The sequence below is a fragment of the Streptomyces sp. RPA4-2 genome, assembly GCF_012273515.2.
Lineage (GTDB): Bacteria > Actinomycetota > Actinomycetes > Streptomycetales > Streptomycetaceae > Streptomyces > Streptomyces kaempferi.
Map to the genome: position 1 here is coordinate 1,252,748 of NZ_CP050975.2, position 17,517 is coordinate 1,270,264.

The following is a 17,517-nucleotide window of genomic DNA, read 5'->3' on the forward strand; positions in this document are numbered from 1 at the left end:
CCCAGCGCAAGCGCGGCCGCGTCGCCGACGCTCCTGGCCGGGCGGGCTCCGGCCCGTCGCAGCGCGGAGGCCGCCACCGACGCGCGATCAGAGGAATCAGGCCGGCATCGCTTCGCGGCTTTCCCCTACGGCACATGCGGAAGGGCCGGTCACTCGGCCCGGTCGGCCAACCGGGCCAGGGCGGCAGTCACGAGTGCGGTCGTTCCGGTCTCCAGGGTGAGACGGACGCTGGGCAGATAGCGGGGCGAGTGGTTGCCCGGCAGGCTGCGGAACTTCTCGGCGGCTCCGGTGCCGGGGGCGGCCGCCCACTGTGCGGGGCCGACCGCACCGAGCATCCAGTAGGCGCCGCGGATGCCGGGGCGTCCGTGCAGGTGAGCGCCTGCGCCGGTCAGGAGCGGGAAGTCCTCGGTGGCCGAGGTGGCGGGCCAGCCGGTGACGCGGGAGGGGCCGAAGGCGGCCACGTGGGCGGAGCGGACGGCGGCCGTGACGTCCGGGTCGGCGAGAGTGACACCGGAGCGGGACGACCGCGCGACGGTGACCCGCGGCGGCATGGCCGCGGAACCTGCCTCGGCGAGGGCGATCCGCTCCACGGCGAGGGCGGCGCGGTCGAGGGCCGCCTCGGAGAAGGCACGGACGGTGACGTGCAGCACCGCCCGTGAGGCGATCATGTTCCCGGTGTGCCCGGCGTCAGCCGTCCGCAGTGAGGACGCCGACACGACCAGCCGCTCCGCGGGGTCGGTCTCTCGGGCCACGATGGTGGAGAGACGCGTCACGGTGCCGGCCGCGGCGAGGAGCGGGTCGGCGGTGAGGTGCGGAGTGGCGGCGTGACCGCCTTCGCCCTCGAACCCCACCTCCAGTGTGAGGCTGCCTGCCAGGACCGGGCCGTCCGCGTGGGCCACCATCCCCGCCGGGAAGGACGCCGTGTGCTGCGCGAGCACCACGTCGGGCGGCGTGATCCGGTCGTACAGGCCGTCCTCCAGCATCGCGACGGCACCGCTGAGGGTCTCCTCGGCGGGCTGGCCGACGACGAGAAGGGTGCCGCGCCAGCTGTCGCGGCCGGCCGCGAGCCATCGTGCGGCGGCGGCCACGCAGGCGAGGTGGGCGTCGTGGCCGCAGGCGTGCATCACGGGGACGGGGCGTCCGTCCGGTCCGGGCACGGTCACGGTGCTCGCGTACGGGACACCGGTCCGCTCGGCCACGGGCAGCGCGTCGAGTTCGGCGCGCAGGAGGACGGCCGGACCCTCGCCGTTGGACAGTGTGGCGGCTACGCCGTGGCCGCCGATGCCGCGCAGTACGTGGAAGCCGTCCTCCGCCAGCCAGTCCGCGAACCGGGCGGCGGTACGGCGTTCCGCGCCGGAGAGTTCCGGATGGCTGTGCAGGTCGAGGTACAGCTCGGTGGTGGCGGGGAGCAGGGTGGCCAGGCCGGGCAGTACGCGCCTTGCCCCGGGGCGGCCGGAGCCTTCAGGAGTGCGGGGTCTTTCGTCGTCGCTGGTCACGGGCGGGACTCCTCAGGTGGTGGCCGGGTGCGCATCGGTGGGAGGGCGGAAACGGTGGAGTGACGTGCGGCGGGGCGCGTAGGTGACGAGTGGCGGCCGGGGAGGAGGAGGTCTCCGGCCTGAGGGCTCCACGGCGAAGTGCGCGTCGGTGGGGGGCGGTTGGGCGGGCGCGTCGGCGGAGCTGCCGGGAGCGCGGCGGCGTGGGGGTGTCAGCGGGGTGACAGCGGGGAGCCAGGGCGCTGACGTCGGTGCCGCGTAGAAAGGTGGAGCCCGGGGTCTTGGCCTCCGGCAGGTTCAGTGTGTCGCCGGCCGGGGCTGTCCCGGCCGGTACCCGGTCCGCGGACTCACAAGGAGACACCATGGCTGACAACACCCTCGCCTCCCTCGCCCAGGAGATCCTGGACCTCGAGTCGGAGACCTTCGAGATCACGGACTACTCGGACGCCAGTGAGGTCATGCTCGGCTCCTCCACCAGCTGTTCCTCCACCAGCACGTGCTCCAGCACCACCAGCACCACCTCCTGCACCGCCTGACGTCCGACGTCGGGATCGACGGTCCCCGGCGCGCGGATGCGCGCCGGGGACCGTCCGCGTCCGCGCGGCGTGTTGGGCGTTCGATCCCCGGCGCACCTGCCGGCACCTGGACGACGCGTCCGCAACACCCCGGGGACGGACCGGACTTCGAAGGTCACGGGAACGGGTGCGGCACCCGCCGCAGGTCCTCCTCGCGCAGGGGCGCCGGGACCAGGCCCGCGCGGTGCGGCGCGGTCCGCAGGCGCGGCAGGTGGAGGGCACGCTGGCGCAGCCAGCCGAAGTCGATGGGCAGCAGTCCGGGGGCGAGGGTGGCCACGGTACGCAGGCCCATCCGGCGCTGCTCGGGGGTGGTCTGGTCGACGGCGATGACGTCGCAGCCGGCGCCGGCGAGCAGGTCACGCAGGAGCAGCAGGTCGTCGCGGAGATCCCCGGTGCGCGGTCGGCGCTCCTCCCAGCCGGCGAACAGCTCGTCGAGAGAAGCGGCGCGGGGCGGGGCGAGGTAGTTCGCCGCGTGCCGGCGCATCGCGGGCAGTCCGAACAGTGCGGCGTGGTCCGGTAGGCGTGCGACGAGGTCGAAGTCCCGGGCCATGGCGGCGAGTTCGTCGGGCCGCTCGGCGACCTGGCCGGGCAGGTGCGGGATGTAGGTGAGGATCTCGGAGACGGCGGACTCGACGGCCGTCTCCGGGTCGAAGGACGCGCCCGCCGCGAACGCCAGTGTGCCGGGCCCGTCGTCACGGCGGACCGCGAGGCCGGTGACGACGGGGACCGGCAGGTCGACGCGGTTGTCGAAGACATGGACGTCGTAGCCCTGGAGCGCGGCCCGCGCCACCATGGCCCGCACCTTGGGGCCGTGTACCGAGGCCAGGTCGATCTCGGGCAGGGCCAGGTCGCCGTACCAGCCGAGCAGGAAGGCGTCCCGTTCGACGAGTTCCAGGAGGCCGAAGAACACGGCTTCCTCCCATGTCCCCCCGGTGGCACAGCCGTTGGAGCACTCGAAGACGAAGTTGTCCTCACAGGTGCCAGCGCTGTAGTAGACGAGCCGGGCCGGGACGAGCACCGGACGTGCGTCGCGCAGCGACCACCCGGTGACCCACGGCAGCGGCCGGGCCGGGTCGAAGGGCTGGACCATCGGGTCCCGCTCGTAGGTACGGGGTTCGTAGAGTCCGCACAGGCGCGGGTCGAGGGCTCGGTCGCCCAGTTCCTCGAAGGAGGCGGTGACGACAGGGGCACGGTGGCGGCGGTGGGTGCCGGCGTACCGTTCCAGGCCCTCCAGGAACGCCAGGTCGCGGCTGCTCGCGTAGGAGTTGGCCTGGCCGCTCCAGGTGACGTCGGTGAGTCCGGCGTAGCCGCGCATGAAGACACTGCCGGCGACCGGCGCGGTCGTGGGCGAGGCGACGTCGATCCAGGTGCCGCCGCCGAGCACCCCGCACACCGGGTTGGCGAGACCCTTGACAGGCAGCGGGTAGTCGGCGGGACGGCGCAGCCGGTAGGCGTCCGGACGCGGTTTCGGGCGGGAGGCCGGTGCCGCGGCGGTGGCCTGCGCGGCGGCCTGTCGGGCGGCTTCCTCGGTGAACGGACGGCAGTGCGGGCACATCGGCTCGGGCACCAGGGGGAAGGTGCGCACCCGGAGGGTCTCCAGGTCGAGTTCGGTGATCCGCGGCAGCGCGGCGTCGGCGCCCTCGGCGCTGTGCCGGGCGGCGCCGGAGGCGATGAGGCGATGCAGGGACCACACGGCGTCCACGGTGTGGTCCGGCAGGGCGGGCCAGGGACCGGCCGCGGTGGTCTCCGTACCCGTCTCCAGTGCCTCCCGTTCGGTCCGGGTGCGCAGCCGCTGGCGGCGCATGGCCAGGCAGGTGCCGCAGGCCGGCCCGGCGTCGGGGGCACCGCCCCAGGGGCCGAACAGCACGGCTTGAGCGGTGAGGTGGATGTCGGCCGTGCTCGGGGTGCACGGACGGGGGGTCGGGGCGGGCGGCGGCTGTTCCCAGGGGCCCGGGCCGGGCGGGCGGTCGGCCGAGGACGTCGGTGTCGCCGATGCGGGAGACGGCCGGTGCGGGCAGACCGCCACCCGCTGCGGCACGGATCGCCAGGCGGGCCTGGAGTTCCGCGCGGGCGGCTTCCAGGGGAGAGGCAGTCGGCGGCGCGATGGTGGGGGCAGTGGTCATGGCCGGTTGCTCCAGCGGAAGATCCGGGTGGCGATCAGGCCGAAGACCAGGGCGAACACGGCGAGTCCCGCGCAGTCCACGGCGATGTCACCGAGGTCACCGCGTCCGCCGTAGGCGTCGGTGAGCCCGTCGTTGAGGTAGTGCAGCGGCAGCACTTTGGCGACCGTGCGCAACCAGCCCGGCATGAGGTCGTCGGGGAAGAACGAGCCGGAGAGGAAGGCCATGGGCACCATGACGAGGTTGGCGATGGCCGCGACCGCCTCCGGGGTGTCGGCGATGCTGCCGACGACCAGTCCCATGGCGAGGAAGGCGGTGACGCCCAGGAGCAGCAGCGGAGCCGCCGCCCACCAGGGCCCGTCGAGCCGCAGGCCGAAGAACGGCAGCAGGGCGATGGCGGTGAAGAGCACTGTCTGCACGAGGGCGACGCACAGCGCCACGGTCCAGCGCGAGGCGAGCAGGGTGCGCAGTGGGGTCGGGGTGCGCCAGATGAGGCGGAGCAGGTCGTCCCGGCGCCACTGCATCAGGGCGAAACCGACGGAGAACACCGCCGCGTTTCCCACACCCCAGGAGAGCACTCCCGGGGCGATGTAGTTGATGGACGACAGGCCGCCGTCGATGTGTTGGCCCTGGAAGATCAGGCCGAAGAGGACCAGGAAGGCGAGCGGGAAGGCGAAGGTGAAGAAGAGCGTCGTCTTGTCGCGGACGCTCGCGGCGTAGGTGGCCCTGGTCAGTGCGGCGTAGGCGCTCAACGGTGGTGCTCCGATCCGGTGCCTGTCAGCGTCAGGTAGGCGTCTTCGAGGGTGGGCGTGCGAACGGTGACCGTGTCGATGTCCAGGAGGTCCCCGAGGGCGGTGAGGACGCGGTTCGGGACGGTCGTCTCCAGGACGAGGTCGTCGCCCTGAACAGTCGCCCGGTCCACGCCGTCCAGCCCGAGCGCCGTCTTGGCGGAGAGTCCCGTGGCGGGGACGAGCAGCCGGGCGGGGGCGGCGAGGGAGCGGATGAGGTTGCGGGGGGTGTCGAGCGCGACGACCCGGCCGTCGGCGATGATCGCCACCCGGTCGCAGAGTTCCTCGGCCTCCTCCAAGTAGTGGGTGGTGCAGATGATCGTGCGGCCCTCCGCGCGCAACGAGCGCAGTACGTCCCACAGTTCGCGCCGGGCCTCCGGGTCGAGGGCGGCCGTCGGTTCGTCCAGGAAGATCAGCTCGGGTTCGTGCAGCAGCGCGGTGGCGACGGCGAGACGCTGACGCTGGCCGCCGGAGAGGTGGTCGACGCGGGCGTTCTCCTTACCGGTGAGGCTGACGCGCTCCAGTGCGGTGGTCGCGGCGGCCGGGTCCGTGCCGTAGAGCGCGGCGACCGTGCGCAGGTGTTCGCCGGCGGTGAGGCGGGCGAAGAACGCCGACGCCTGTGTCTGTACCCCGATCCGGGCGAGCAGCGCGGTGTCGCGCGGCCAGGGAGTCTGCCCGAGGACGGTCACGGTTCCGGAGTCGGCCTCGCGCATGCCCCCGACGATCTCCACCAGGGTGGTCTTGCCGGCGCCGTTGGGGCCGAGGATGCCGAAGAACTCACCGTGCCGTACGTCGAGGCTGACGCCGTCCAGAGCCACTACCTCTCCGTACCGCTTGGTCACGCCGTTCACGGCGACGACCGTCCCGGTGGGGGTCTCGCCGCGAACCGTCCCGGTGGGGGTCTCGCCGCGAACCGTCCCGGTGTGGGTCTCGCCGGGGACGGTGTCGGTGACGGCCGGGCCGGGTACGGCCTCGGTCTCGCTTTCGGGTGTGCTCATCGCTTCTTTCCTCGGGTGGTTCCAGGGGCTCGGGACGTCCGCGAGCGGTCCGGTGCCCGTCGCCGGGGCGGGGTGCCCCGGCGTGGCGGTGGGGGTGCGGTGCTCGTGTCCGAGGCCTTCGGGGGAGGAGGCAGGGGCACGTCCGCCGGGTGGGGTCACGGGCGTGGGCCCGCGGGAAGGGGCGGGTGTGGCGCGTCGGGAGCGGCCGAAGGTGCCGAGCGCCCACAGGAGCAGTACCGCGGCGAGCAGGGCGACGGGCAGCCACCGGGCCAGGGTCGCGAGACCGTCCGGCAGGACGGTGCGCAGCGCGGCGCCGCACAGCGCGAGGAGCGCGGCACTCTGTACGGCCGTCAGCAGGGCGAAGCCGCCGTACAGGATCCGCAGCCGGGCGGGGTACGCGGCGAGGCCGGGGCCGCGACGGAAGAGTGCGCGCACCGCGACGCCTGTGAAGTCGCGGCTGCCGGCGGCCAGTTGGGTGACGCCGAGGGCGTGGCCGAGGGCCCGGTATCCGTCGAGGGGAGGCAGCGGAAACAGGTTGGCCAGGGCGGAGACCACCCCGAGGAGGAGCAGCGCGCCGAGCGCGGGGCGGGCCTGGGCGTGGGCGGGCAGCAGTGCCCACACCGGATAGAAGGGCACCAGGAAGAGCAGGTTGGCGAGGACTCCGGCACAGGCGGTGGCGACCTTGCGGCCGCGGCTGCCGAGGAACTGGACGTCCTCCACCGTGCAGTAGAGGTAGGTGGCGCCGAGGATCCAGCGCAGCCCGATCTCGGTGACGCGACCGCCCCAGGCCCGTGCGAACAGACCGTGGGCCAGTTCGTGGAGGGCGAGGCTGCACCACAGGACGCAGCCGACGGCGAGCAGCAGCGCGGGCTGCCGTGCCGTCTCCTCGGTCTGCCGCCACAGGGTGCCCGCCTGGACGCTGACGGCGGCGAGCAGCAGCGCGGCCGCCGTGACGAGCGCGGTCAGCACGCCGGGCCGCCGGGCGGGGGTGGTCACGTGGTGCAGCCGGTCCATGAACGCGGGAGCGTCGGCGACCAGCCGGGTGCGCCCGGCGAGGATGCCGTTCGGCGGCTTGTCGGCGGCAGGCACGGCGGGCGGTGCCGCGGCTGCGCCGGTCGGTGCGGGCGCGCCGGTCGGTCCGGGGGCGCCGTCGAGGAGGTCGCGGCCGTGCAGCAGCCGGAGCATCCGCCCCCACTGGGCCTCGCCGAGGCGGGCGCCGAACTCGCCCGCGTAGGCGTGGCCGATCTCGTCGAGGCTGCGGCTGCCGTCGAGCCGGGCGATGATGAAGTGCTCCTTGGGGCCGATCTCCAGGCGCCGCCCGGTGCGCGGGTCCATCAGCAGATGGATCCGGCCGGTGCCGCGCACGAGACTGGGGCCGAACACGACGTCATCCCGCACGCGCGGACGAGCGGCGAGAAACGCGTCGGCGCTCACCCTTCGCCGCCCGGCACCCGGCCGCCGGTCGGCGTATCCCCGGCGGCGGTGCCGTCAGCGCTTCCTTCCGCCGGAGCCCCCGCGGGGTTCGGCTTCCCCGCCGTCTCGTCGCGCAGGGCACGGGCCAGGACGTAGGAGAGGAACGCCTCGTCGCGGATGGTCATGCTCAGCCGGTTGTTGGTCATGTGCAGGTACGGCGAGAGCAGCATGGGCAGCGCGTGGGCGGGATCGGTGGGGCGTATGTCCCGGCTGCCGTCCCACGCGCGGAAGGTCAGTTCGCCGCGCAGGGTCAACTCCGCGGCCCGGTCGCGCAGTTCGGTGCAGTGTTCGGCCCAGCCCCGCAGGAACGCCGGAAGCCGGTCCTGTCCGCCCTGGGCCACCGCGTCCCGAATGCGGCGGAAGCGTTCGGGAAGGCTTGCGCCCATCTCGGTGTAGGCGCGGTCGTACCCCTGGGCCGTGGTGTAGTTCGTCCCGTTGAACGCCCGGTCCCAGAAGGCGTGGTAGCGGTCGAGGAAGGCGAGCAGAGCCTCGTCGTCCTTCAGGAACGTGCCGGACATGACCATCATCAGCTGGGCGGAGAGCCCGAGGAGCACCGTGCGCAGGTGGAGGTTCATGCCGCGCGCGGCTTCGACGACCAGGTCGCTGGAGTGCTGGAAGTGCCACTCGGCGAGTGCGACACCGCCGGGCCCGCCGTACTTGCCGTACTCGGGTTCGTACGGCCGGTCCTCGAAGCTGTTGTTGGGGCGTAGCCGCATCCGCCCGTCGGGGCCGAGGAACTCGGCGCGCTGGTCCTCGGTGTACTCCAGGGTGAACAGGGTCTCGTACAGCTCGGCGAGGAAGCCGGCCTTCACCTCGTACAGCGCGGGGCGTTCACGCAGGAAGGCGGCGAGGGCGGCGTGTGCCCGCTCCCGGACGACGGGGGCGTCGGCGGCCCGTCGGGGGCGCAGGCGCAGCCGCAGATGGGGGCCTTCCAGCCAGTAGTTGATGAAGAAGTACCCGGCGAGCAGGCCTTCTTCGGTGAGATCGTCCACCAGTGGCTTGACGCACTGCAGGAGCAGCGGGCGGGGACTCGCGGCGTAGAAGACGTGCACGGCGAGCCAGTCGCCCGGGACGTCGTCGGCGTGCGGGCCGGTGACCGCGGAGGAAGCGGTGGGGGCTGTGGGTGCGGTGGATGCGGTGGGTGCGGTCATGGGGTTCGGTCCTCCTCGGGCAGGCCGGCCGGGGCGGGCAGCATTTCTACGGCGAGTTCGGCGACGTGCCGTCCGCGCGGTGAGGTCACGTGGAGTTCGCTCTCGCCGGGCAGCATCTCCTCGAAGACGGTGCGGGCCTGTTTTCCGGCCAGGAGGCCCTCGAGGGCGGTGAGGGACAGCGGGCTCTCGAAGTCGACGTACTGGGGTTTGGAGCCGCCGAACCAGCCACCGCTCCCGCCGGAGGTCTCCTCGTGGACGGTGGCGAAGACCTGGGCGGGCAGTCCGTGCCGGACGCGCCAGCGGTGCCAGGCGAGGTACCACTCGCCGACGGTGGCGTCGGGTGCGCGCGCCGGGAGGCTGCCGTCGGCCGCCGTCCAGGAACGCCGCTGGAGCACGAGGGAGTGGTGACGGACCCGGGGCCGCCGGGTGACACCCGCGGTCTCCGGTCCGGCCGGCACCCCGCGCCACACGTCCGGCACGGACCGGGCGGTCGGCGAGAACAGCAGCAGGGTGCGGGGGATCTCGGGCAGCACCATGGGGACGAGGTAGCCGAGGTAGAGCGGAACGACTTCGCGGTCCAGGCGGCGCGAGCGCAGGACGAGCCGGTCGGTGTCGGTGTCGTGCACGGCGTGGAGGTCCTCGAGGTGGAGCCGGGCCTCTTCGGGGGCGGTGCTGTGCTCACCGGGACAGACGATCTCGTAGTCCGTCAGCCGGCCGTGGAGGTTGAGGTTGGTGGTGGCGGCACCCGCGGTGATCTCGGCGAAGACCGCCCCGGGGGGAAGCAGTCCGCGCAGTTCCCCGCGCAGCGCGTCCGTCAGGCCGGTGACCTCGTCCGTACGGTCGAAACAGTGGGTGAAGCGGGTGAAGGGGAAGCACAGGCCGCCGAAGGAGTCGTTGAGCACGACCAGTGGATCTCCGTCGCGGCGGGCGAGTTGGAGGAAGTGGCTGTGCGGCTGGAAGCCGGGCGCGGCGGTGCCCAGTGCTTCGGCCACCTCGTTCACGGTGTCGTCGTCGAGCACGAACTCCTCGGCGTCTGGGCTCAGTTCGGCCCAGCTCGTGCGCATCCGGGCGGTCAGGGCCGCACGTGCCCGGTCGACCGCGGCGATCTCCGGCATGCCGAGCCAGTTCTCCTCCGGGGCGTGGCTGCCGTCCGGGAGGCGGTCGTCCTTGGTCGCGGTGAACTGGAGGTACTGCCGGAAGATGTCCTCGTGGAAGTCGTGGACCAGCCGCAGCAGGTCCTCGCACCGCCCGCCGCGTCCGAAGCGGGCGAGGAAGAAGCCTTTGAGAGTGAGCCGTTGGGGCAGGGCCACGTCGAAGGCGGGCAGCACACGGCCGACCGAGCGGAGGGGGCGGGCGGCGAGCGCGGTCCACTCGGCGAGGCCGGCGGTGGTGGTGCCGGCCGACACGTCCTCGTAGACGAGGGTCTGCGGGAGTACGGGCCGTTCGGCGCCGAGGTCGGCCTGGAGGGTGAGGAGGTCGGCGCGGAGTGTTCCGAGCAGGGCGCGGCGGTCGGGGACGTCCGCCGCCGGATACCTGGCGAGGACAGCGGCGGGGCCGTCCAGGCGGGTCGCGAGCTGGTCGGCCCAGGGGCGTTCGAGTGCGCGCAGCGACCGCTGGACGGCGGCTATCGGGTCGCGGTCGTGAACTGCGAGGGAGAGAGTGGGCAGTTGCAGCATGCCGAGGTCGAGCAGGGCCGTGAGGTAGTGTCCGGCCGCCTCGTCGTCGGCATCGGTGGTGGTGGCCAGCCAGCGGGCCAGGTCACCGTGGCGGAGGCCGCCGTCGTGGTCCCGCAGCAGGGCGAGCATCGCGTCCAGGGTGCCCCGGCGGCGGAGGAAGAGGAGCCGGTCCTGGGCGGCGTCGAAGCTGACCGGGGCGCTGTCGTCGCCCGCGGTGACGGCGCGCTGGACGTAGCGGATCCGGTCGTCGTCCAGTTTCCATCCGGAGGCGAGGGCCACCGGCAGGTCGGCGCGGCGCCGCGGGTCGGCGGCGACCAGTTCGGCGAGCCGGGTGAGCACGACGACGTTGAGCCGGCAGTGCCCGGTCCAGTCGTCGCCGACGCGGGTCGCGGCCGGTGCGCCCTCTTCGGCCGGCGTCCGGAAGGTGCCGAGGGCGACGCCGGTGAGAGTGCTGAAGGGGCTGGTCTTGCACGCGGTGCGGTAGACGTAGGAGAGCAGGGAACGTTCCATCTTGCGCGTCCGCTTGCCGGGGACCCCAGCGGGGTCGGCAGGGTCGGCGGCGAACGCGTCGAGCCGTTCCTCGAGCGTGGGCGAGGCGAGCAGCAGCCCTTGGCGCAGCCGGTCGTCCAGAGCCAGTTCGCGCAGGGCGGTGCGGGTGCGGGCGAGCCCGGCCGTGAGGACGGCCTCGCCCTCGGCGTGCAGCCGGTCCCAGCGGACGCGGGCGTCGAGCCAGGTCGTGAGGTCTGCGCCGGTGTCGCCGCCGATGTCGGCGGCCAGGGTGCGGGCCGCCTCGAGGTCGTTCGGCACACGGTTGTTGAAGACGTTGCGGCGCAGGGCGAGCAGACGGCGGCGCTGCGCCGCGTCCTCGGTGGCGCCGACCACGGCGGACAGCGGATCGCTGAGTGCGGCGCCGAGGTCGACGAGGCGGTCCTCCTCGGCGGCGGCCCGGACGGCCCAGGCCGCGGCCTCGGGGGTGCGCAGGGCGATGACGGTGTCGACGGGCAACCCCGCGACGCGCAACATGAAGCGGCCGTGCAGGCCGGCGGAGCCGTCGGCGGTGGTGGTGGATTCCTGGGCCGGGCTGGTGGCGGTGGGGCTCACGCCCTCCCCCTTTCCTGTGGGGTGTGCTGCCGTCCGCGCGAGGGTCGCCGCGTCGGCCGACGGCCCGCGAGCGGAACGGGGCGTCGGTCGGGGACGGGGCTTCGGGTCACGGCGCGACGATGTCGTAGCGGTAGTCGGCGGAGCGGGGACGCTCGTGGCCGATCATCATGATCAGGAGCGGGATCTCGCCCCGCTCGGCGAGCCCGAGTTCCTCCTCGAAGGAGACGCTGTCGAAGCCGAGGGCGACGCCGCAGCCGGTTCCGGCTGCGGCGGAGGAGGTGTAGACGGCCTGGGCGATGGCGCCGACGACGGCGTTGACCAGGCGGAAGCCGCGGTCGCCGACGGCGTCCATGACGGCGTGTGTACGGGCCACCGGCACCAGGACGGCCGCGGCCTGCTCCACGTTGTAGTTGGCGAGGAAGTAGTTCTCCTGGAGAAAGGGGCCGTGGTCCCCCGTTCTCATCACGACCAGCTCGCCGGTGTCCCGGTCGTACTCGTAGAGGCCTGGGGGCACGTCGCGGACATGGTTGACGAAGACGCACAGCCGGGCCAGGGGCGCGCCGCCGGGCGATTCGGTGTCGCTGTCCAGCGTGCCCGCGGCGACCGCGGCCCGCAGCGTGACGGAGAGCCGTGCCGCGTCGAGCGGTTCGGCGGACGTGAACCGGCCGAAGCTGCTGCGGCGTTCGCGCAGCGCCCGGCGCACGGTGACCTCCAACGGCGCGGGCGCCGGAAGCGGCACCCGGTCCCCGGGACCGGCGGGGGCGGCGAGGGCGCCGTCCAGAACGCCGGGCTCGGGCCGGTCGTCGGCGCCGGCCAGGGTGGCGGCGTGGATGCGGCGCAGGGTCGGGAAGGCCAGCAGCCGGCGGGACTTCTCGTCGGGCACCCGCCGCACGCGGGCGCCGGGCGTCGGCGGTGCGGGCGCCGCCGGAGCGGTGCCGGTCCAGCGCAGGGGTACGACGGCGAACACGCCGTCGTCTTCCGGAGTGAGCCCGAGCAGCCGGCCGAGCCGGGGCTCGTCGAACCACAGGGCGCTGCCGAGGTGGAGGCCATGTGCGCGGGCCCACATGCGCCAGGTCTGCACGAGGGCACCGATGTCCATCGTCACGGCGTGGTAGCAGAAGCTGTTGTACTTGAAGGAGTTCTGCCAGAACGTCACGCCGAGGACGAGGAACTGGTCGGTCCCCGCGGCTTCTTCCAGGTCGCCGACGGCCGCGCGGACCTCCGCGCTCACGTCGCCCGACAGGAGCCGGGTGACGCGGTGGCTCGGAGTGTCGTAGTAGTAGACGCCCGGCGTCAGGGGTCCGCTCGCTCCGCTGATCCAGTGGACCCCGATGGGGTAGAGGCCACCGCCGGAGGCGGTCCCCCGGGACCAGTTGGCGTGCGAGTAGAACGGCAGGGAGCCCAGGTCGGTGTTGGCCTGGACGGCGAGGCGGCGCCCGGTCAGGCCGTAGGAGTCCCGGAGCATCGCCCCGAGCAGCGGCAGCGTGAACGCTCCGGTTCCGCTCGGGCCGAACAGGCCCTGGCCGAGGGTCGCGTCCTCGGCGCAGCCGCCGTCCGGCAGGGGTACGGACGTCGCGCCGGGGAAGAACTTTCCCTTCCGCGGACGGTCGGACCAGTCCGGGACGAAGTCGGCCGGCTCCATGGGGACCCGGCCCCGCCGCATCACCGCGGTCGCGTACTCATGGGCGTATCCCACGGTCACTCCCTCTTCTGCTCGTGTTCGCATGGGGTGGCCGCCGGGGTGAGGCTCCCGGCGACGGATGGCAGGTGGTGCGGATGTCAGGGGAAGGGGTGGGGGGCGGGGTTGAGGCCGTCCGGTGCCAGGTCGTCGGCGCGAAGTCCGGCCTCGCGCAGCGCGGTGCGGACCCTCGGCATCAGGGGGCCGCGCTGCCGGCTCCAGCCGAAGTCGATCGGGATCAGACCGGGCACCAGGACCTTGACCGTGTGGAAGCCCAGGGACCGTTGTTCGGCGGCGGTCTGGTCGACCACCACCACGTCGAATCCCCGCGCCGTCACGGCACCTACGCACGCCTCCACGTCCTCCCGCAGGTCGGCCGAAGCGGGAGGAGTGCCGGGCGCGGAGACCAGTGAGGACAACGGCACCCGGTCCGACTCCTCCCGGCCGCGCAGCAGGAAGTCGGTGTACCGGCCCATCTCGGGCAGCCCGTACAGGAGCGGGTGGTCGTGCAGCACGCGCACCTCGCCGAAGTCGTCCGCCATACGACGCAGCCGTCGCTCCTCGCGGGCGGTGCGCCGCCGGAGGTTGACGGAGTCGGTGGCGATCTCGCACAGTCCACCGGCGAGCGCGTCCTCCGGATCGAGGGAGGCGCCCGCGCCGAAACAGAGCAGTCCGGGACCGCCGTCGACGCGTTCGGCGACCGCGGTCACCACCGGCACCGGGAAGGTGACGCGGGTGTCGAAGAACCGTGCCCGGTAGCCGTACATCGCCAGCCGGTCGACCATGGCACGGGTCGCCGGCCGGGTGCTGCTCGACGGGTCGATCTCGGGCAGCCTGGCCCGGCCGAACCAGGCCAGCAGGAACGCGTCGCGCTCGACGGTCTCCATCAGCCCGTGATAGACGGCCTCGGTGGGACTGCCCCCGGAGGCGCAGCCGTTGGAGCTCTCCTGGACGAAGCGCCGCCGCACGCCCCCCGGTGCGTGGTAGTAGGCCGTGATCTCCGGCACCAGGACGGGCCGGTCGTCACGCAGCGACCAGCCCCACACCCAGCGCACGGGCCGGTCCGTGGCGAAGCGCGGCGCGTCCGGTTCGGCGGCGTGGAAGGCGTCGGAGTACAGACCGGTGACCCGCGGGTCGACCGCCATGTCGCCCAGGTCGTCGAAGGCGGCGGTCACCACGGTCCGCTTGGCGCGGGCCCGCATCCCGGCGTACCGCTCGAGCCCCTCGAGCAGCCCCACCCGCACGCTCGCACCGTAGGTCCCGGTGTGGCCGCCCCAGTAGCACTCCCGCAGGTAGTCGCCCGAGCGGGTGGTGAACGCGCCGACCGTGGAAGCGGTCGAGGCGGACGTCAGGTCGGGAACGACGGACGGGCCGAGCATCCCCGTGACGGGGTTGGCGAACGCCTCCACCACCAGGTCGTAGGCGTGCAGAGGGCGCAGCCGGAAACTGCCCGGCGCGTGCTTGGGGCTGGAGTCGAGAGTGATCCTGGCGGCCTCGGGGGTGTCGTCGGGGCGGGACCCGCAGGATGGGCACTCACCGTCCGGCACCAGCGGAAACCGGGCGACACGGAGCGTCTCCAGGTCCAGCAGCCAGACCCACGGATGGCGGTCGGGGCGCGGTCGCCCGGCCGCCGCCGCGACGAGGGCGGACAGGGCGTCCACCACGAAGTCGGCCCGCCACGGCGGGACACCGGTGGCCCGGGTGTCCTCGCCGCGTTCGACGGCGTCCCGCAGGTACCCGGCCCGTACCGACTGCCAGCGACGGGCCAGACACCTCGGACAGCCGGGGGCGCCGTCCACGGCCGGCGGACCGACCACGGCATGGTGTCCGTACAGCCCGACGGGTACGGCCCCGGGGGTGAAATCCGTCCGCTGGTCGTCCAGTTCGTCGCGCCGGCCGAGTGGGATCACCATGGCCGTCGGTGTGCCGGGGTGGCGTCGGGCACGTTCCGCGAGGGCCGTGGTCAGTGCGGCGCACACCTCGTCCCACGGTCCGGCGGGCAGCGGTTGCCGTGGCGCGGCCCGGTCGCGCGGGGCGGCCACGGTCTCAGTCGGCACAGTGCTCTCCGCGGGTCAGCAGGACGCGCACCGCGTGAACATGACCGGCCGCGAGGTCGGGGGTGGGCAGTTCCACCGCGAAGGCGTCCCGGCCGGCGGCGGCGAGGCCGTCGAGCACGGCGGCCCAGGTGGTGCCGGTGTCCGGAAGCGGTACGGCAGTCTCGGCGACGAGGGTGGAGGCGTCGAGGTCGGGCCACAGCGGGTCACCGGTGTCGGGTCCGTCGGCGGCGTCGCGCAGTTGCTCCGCGCCGAGCAGGTCGCGCAGTGCCGCCCGTACGGCGTCGCGGTGCCGCAGGCCGCTGCCGGTCGCCCAGCGCACCGCGCCGGTCTCCGGATCGGTGAGGCGGGCCAGGGCGACGGGCAGCAGACCGCCGCCGGCAGCGGTGAGGTCGAGGATCTCCACGGTGGCGCCGAGATTCTCCGCCGAGCGCAGCAGGAAGAGCACCTCGGGACCGGCGGCATCGGCAAGGGAGGAGTGGTCCACCGCCGACAACGCGGCGTCGCGGCGCACGGCGCCGCGCAGCCCGTCGAGGGCGAGCGCGGTACTCAGGGCGCGGGTGAGCGCGGCCCGCGGGCTGCCGGCGGCGCCGGTGCCGGCCGAGGTCCGCTCGAACAGGCCCCGTGCGTTCCAGCCGCTCAGGGTGCGGACGGCGCCCGCCGGCACCAGCACGGTCCGTCCGTCGGTCAGGGAGAGGGCTTCGCTCCAGTGGGCGACCCGGTCGGCCGGGACGTCGAGACCGCTGGAGACGGCCAGTTCGGCAGGCGCGACGCGCGTCCACTTGCCGGTGGCTGCCCGCAGGGCGTGGGCGTCGAGGACGCGGGGCGGGACGACATGCTCGGCGTAGACCTCCGCGGCACGGAACAGCGCGGTGAGGCGGGCACCGGCCACGGTGTGGACGTCGGCGGCGGAGATCCGGCGCGTCCGGCCGGGCACGATGCCCAGGAGGACGGTGCTGACCTTGAGCGGGGTCTGCTCCCAGTCCTCGTCGGCGAACGCGGTGAAGACGCCGGCCCGCTCGTGGACGAGGACGCTTCGCTGCTCGAGTGCCGCGAGCAGGGTCTTGGCGGTGTCTTCGTCGGCGGCTCCGTCGGCGGGCGCCGCTACCGGCTCGTCGTCCGGGTGGGGCGTACGCAGCATCTCGCCCGGAAGGGCGGCGGGTTCGGCCGCGCCGGTGTTCTCGATCCCGCCGCTGTCCTCGGTCCCCCCGGCTTCCTCGGCCACGCCCGTTTCCCCGGCCGCGCAGTACGGGCAGCGGGGGTGCGGAAGCAGCGGCTCGGTCAGCACGTCGAGGGAGTCGAGGTCCTGGACCACGATCTGGTGACGGGTCTCGGCGGGCAGCGCCTCGGTGGTGAGGCGGAACACCTCGAAGGCGAGGAGGTTGCCGAGCATGCCCGCGAGCGGGCCGGTGAGGTCGGGTGCGGAGGCGCCGAGCGGCGCGGCGGGGCCGACCGAGGCCCACAGTTCCGCGCTGTCGGCGGCGTCGGAGCCGGCGCCGAGCCGCAGGACGGCGCAGCACCAGCAGCCGGGAGCGCCCGTGGTCATCACCGGGCCGACGACGGCCCGATGGCCGAACGTCCAGGCGCCGAGCAGTCGGCGGCCGGTGGGCACACCCTCGGCCAGCAGCCGCAACAGTTGACGGCGCCCGGACGCACCGGTGACCAGGACGGTGTCCCAGCCGTCGAGGTCCTGCCAGCCGTACGTCCCGTCGGCGGAGGAAACGCCCGCGGCGGGCGGGACTTCGGCCGGCGAAGCCGCGGTGGCCGGCGCGGGCAGGCGGACCAGACGGGGGGCGCAACCCGCTTCGGCGAGGGCTGCCGCCTCGGCGTCGAGGTCGGCGGTTCCCTCGACGCCGTGGAGCTCGTGGGACAGCACGTCGTGCGCCATGTCCGGTTCGGTGACGGCCACCGCGGCGCAACCGTTACGGAGCAGGCCGAGCGCCGCCCACCGGGCCAGGGCGTCGTCACCCAGGACCGCGACCGGCGTGGAGCGGAAGCGCAGGAACCGGCCGGGCGCGTCGTCCGCGTAGTGGTCGAGGTAGTCGAGCTGATGGGCGAAACGTTTCACCACCTGCGCCGACACGGCGTCCGCCGGTGGGACGAGCCCGGCGTCCCGGGCGAAACCACGCGCGTAGAGTGCGCGCACGAGTTGGACCACCATGTCGCGCTGTTTGTCCCCCAGACCGGCGCACAGCTCCTCGACCCGGCGCTCACCGTCGAGATGGGGCACGATCAGCGCGGCGAAGCGGTACGCGGACTGCGTGACGACGTTGAACCCGCCGTGGGCGTTGTGGAAGAGCACCCCGGACGGAGTCCGGGTGAACAGGACGTCCCTGCGGATGCGGGGCCGCGACTGGGCGATCTCCTCGTGGGACGCGGGAGCGTAAGCCATGGGGTGCGTAAACCTCCG

General features: G+C 73.8%; 9 protein-coding genes and 1 pseudogene. 1 reads left to right on the plus strand and 9 read right to left on the minus strand.

Features of this window, described 5'->3' with window-relative positions; all coding sequences use genetic code 11:
• Positions 1 to 149 precede the first annotated feature (149 nt).
• Positions 150 to 1,496: an amidohydrolase gene (locus HEP85_RS05110; RefSeq protein ID WP_329525588.1), complete on the minus strand. Its 1,347-nt coding sequence runs from the start codon at positions 1,494 to 1,496 to the stop codon at positions 150 to 152.
• A 359-nt stretch (positions 1,497 to 1,855) separates the two neighbouring features.
• Here HEP85_RS05110 and HEP85_RS05115 point away from each other — a divergent pair, with 359 nt between their 5' ends.
• Entirely contained in the window at positions 1,856 to 2,029 is a 174-nt protein-coding gene (locus HEP85_RS05115; protein ID WP_031179489.1) for a thiazolylpeptide-type bacteriocin, read from the plus strand.
• 154 nt (positions 2,030 to 2,183) lie between these two features.
• On the opposite strand, the pseudogene HEP85_RS05120 reads toward HEP85_RS05115, so the two are convergent.
• From HEP85_RS05120 to HEP85_RS05155, 8 genes and pseudogenes are all read right to left on the minus strand, one after another.
• Positions 2,184 to 4,191: pseudogene (locus tag HEP85_RS05120) on the minus strand (TOMM precursor leader peptide-binding protein).
• A complete protein-coding gene (locus tag HEP85_RS05125) occupies positions 4,188 to 4,940 on the minus strand; it encodes an ABC transporter permease (RefSeq protein WP_168526580.1) in 753 nt (250 codons plus the stop codon). The pseudogene HEP85_RS05120 and the gene HEP85_RS05125 overlap by 4 nt, the downstream one beginning before the upstream one ends.
• On the minus strand, positions 4,937 to 5,827 hold the full coding sequence (locus HEP85_RS05130) for an ABC transporter ATP-binding protein (protein ID WP_168533357.1): 891 nt from the start codon (positions 5,825 to 5,827) through the stop codon (positions 4,937 to 4,939). The genes HEP85_RS05125 and HEP85_RS05130 overlap by 4 nt, the downstream gene beginning before the upstream one ends.
• Positions 5,828 to 7,404: 1,577 nt before the next feature.
• Positions 7,405 to 8,598, minus strand: a complete 1,194-nt coding sequence (locus HEP85_RS05135; protein WP_168526583.1) for a lantibiotic dehydratase C-terminal domain-containing protein — start codon at positions 8,596 to 8,598, stop codon at positions 7,405 to 7,407.
• Positions 8,595 to 11,375 (minus strand): lantibiotic dehydratase, encoded by a 2,781-nt coding sequence (locus tag HEP85_RS05140; protein ID WP_369657604.1) that lies wholly within the window; start codon positions 11,373 to 11,375, stop codon positions 8,595 to 8,597. The genes HEP85_RS05135 and HEP85_RS05140 overlap by 4 nt, the downstream gene beginning before the upstream one ends.
• Positions 11,376 to 11,481: 106 nt before the next feature.
• Positions 11,482 to 13,071 (minus strand): nitroreductase family protein, encoded by a 1,590-nt coding sequence (locus HEP85_RS05145; protein WP_369657605.1) that lies wholly within the window; start codon positions 13,069 to 13,071, stop codon positions 11,482 to 11,484.
• An 83-nt stretch (positions 13,072 to 13,154) separates the two neighbouring features.
• Entirely contained in the window at positions 13,155 to 14,966 is a 1,812-nt protein-coding gene (locus tag HEP85_RS05150) for a TOMM precursor leader peptide-binding protein (protein WP_369658107.1), read from the minus strand.
• 133 nt (positions 14,967 to 15,099) lie between these two features.
• Positions 15,100 to 17,499: a TOMM precursor leader peptide-binding protein gene (locus tag HEP85_RS05155; RefSeq protein ID WP_369657606.1), complete on the minus strand. Its 2,400-nt coding sequence runs from the start codon at positions 17,497 to 17,499 to the stop codon at positions 15,100 to 15,102.
• Positions 17,500 to 17,517 lie beyond the last annotated feature (18 nt).